The following is a 1,998-nucleotide window of genomic DNA, read 5'->3' on the forward strand; positions in this document are numbered from 1 at the left end:
GGGGGCGGCGTGGCGCTCGACGAGGCGGTCGCCCGGCTCGACCCCGCCGGGATCGAGACCCTGGCCGAGTTCGTCCCCGAGGGCGGCGGCGCGAAGAGCCTCGACGCGCTGCGGGCCGGCCACATCACCCTCAGCAGCGGCGGCGAGCACCTGTCCTGGGCCTTCGGCGCGCAGTTCGCCGAGGTCCGCGTCCACGCCGAGACCGGGGAGATCCGGGTTTCGCGCCTGCTCGGGGCGTTCGCGGCCGGGCGCATCCTCAACCCGCTGACCGCCCGCAGCCAGCTCGCCGGCGGCATGATCTGGGGCCTCGGCTCGGCCCTGCTGGAGGAGACCGTGCTCGACCGCGGCCACTACCGCAACGCGGATCTCGCCGAATACCTCGTCCCCACCGCGGCCGACACGCCCGAGATCGAGGTCCTGTTCGTCCCCGACGAGGACCGGAAGGTGAACCCGCTCGGCCTGAAAGGCTTGGGCGAGCTCGGCATCATCGGCGTCAACGCGGCGATCGCCAACGCGGTCTACCACGCCACCGGCCAGCGCCACCGCCGCCTGCCGATCCGCGGCGAGACCCTGGCGTGACGGGGCCCTAGCGGCCGCACGCTTGCGTTGCCGGCGGCCGCGACCGTAAGCCTCCGCCGGGCTTCAGCAACGGTGGGCGGCGTGACGGCACTCGCATTCGGGACGAACCGGTGATCCGCGCGATCCTCTCCGTCGGGGGCTGGACGCTGGTGTCGCGGGTCACGGGCTTCGGCCGCGATGTGGTGATGGCGGCGGTGATGGGGGCCGGGCCGATGGCCGACGCCTTCGTCGTCGCCTTCCGCCTGCCGAACCATTTCCGCGCGATCTTCGGCGAGGGCGCGTTCAACACCGCCTTCGTGCCGGCCTATGCCGGGCTGTCGGAGGCCGGCGCGGACGGCGCGGCGCAGCGTTTCGCCGACCGGATCTTCACGCTGATGCTGGCGGTGCAGATCGCGCTGCTGGCGCTCGCGCTGCCGCTGATGCCGTGGGTGGTGCGGGCGCTGGCGCCGGGCTTCTCGCAGGATCCGCAGCGCTTCGACCTCGCGGTGGCGCTCACCCGCATCACCTTCCCCTACCTGCTGTTCATGACGCTGGTGACGCTGCTCTCCGGCGTGCTGAACGCGCAGCGCCGCTTCGCCGTGGCGGCGGGCGCGCCGGTGCTGCTGAACCTCGCGATGCTGGCGGCGTTCGCGCTGGCCTTCCTGTTCCCCGACGCGGCGCACGCCGCCGCCTGGGGCGTCGCGGTCTCGGGCGTGCTCCAGTTCGCGCTGCTGTGGTGGGCCTGCCGGCGGGCCGGCGTCGCGCCGCGGCTCACCGCGCCGGCCGTCCGTGATCCGGCGATGCGCCGGTTCTTCACCGTGCTCGGGCCGGCGGTGATCGGCGCGGCCGGGTTCCAGATCGCGACGTTTGCCGACACCATCATCGCGAGCTGGCTGCCGACCGGCGCGGTCTCGGCCCTGTGGTACGCCGACCGGCTCTACCAGCTGCCCTTCGGCGTCATCGCCATCGCCGCCGGCACGGTGCTGCTGCCGGAGATGAGCCGGCGGATCGCGGCCGGCGACGTCGCCGGGGCGCACGCCGCCCAGAACCGCGCCGCCGGATTCTCGCTCGCGCTCTCGGCCCCGTTCACGGTGGCCTTCCTGACGCTGCCCGGCCTGACCATGGCCGCCCTGTTCCAGCGCGGCGCCTTCTCGGCCGAGGATGCCGCGCGGGCCGCCTCGGTGCTGGCCGCCTACGGGCTGGCGCTGCCTGCGGTGGTGCTGGTGCGCTCGGCGGTGGCGAGCTTCTACAGCCGGCAGGACACGCGGACGCCGCTCTGGGCCTCGCTCACCGCCATCGCCGTCAACGTCGTGCTCAAGCTCTGGCTCACTGGCCCCTACGGCGTCGCCGGGCTCGCGCTCGCCACCGCGATCAGCCAGTGGGTCAATCTCGCGCTGCTCGTCGCCCTCGCCTGGCGCCGCGGCTGGACCGCGCCGGGGC

General features: G+C 74.3%; 2 protein-coding genes. Both read left to right on the forward strand.

From position 1 onward, the window contains the following. A partial coding sequence (locus FV223_RS26315) for a molybdopterin cofactor-binding domain-containing protein (RefSeq protein ID WP_147729686.1) occupies positions 1–579 on the forward strand: 579 nt, incomplete at its 5' end. Positions 580–689: 110 nt separating this feature from the next. After that, positions 690–1,998: murein biosynthesis integral membrane protein MurJ (gene murJ, locus FV223_RS26320; RefSeq protein WP_147729687.1), on the forward strand; the 1,309-nt coding region annotated here is incomplete at its 3' end.

Source organism: Methylobacterium sp. WL116 (assembly GCF_008039455.1).
In the GTDB taxonomy this organism is placed as follows: domain Bacteria; phylum Pseudomonadota; class Alphaproteobacteria; order Rhizobiales; family Beijerinckiaceae; genus Methylobacterium.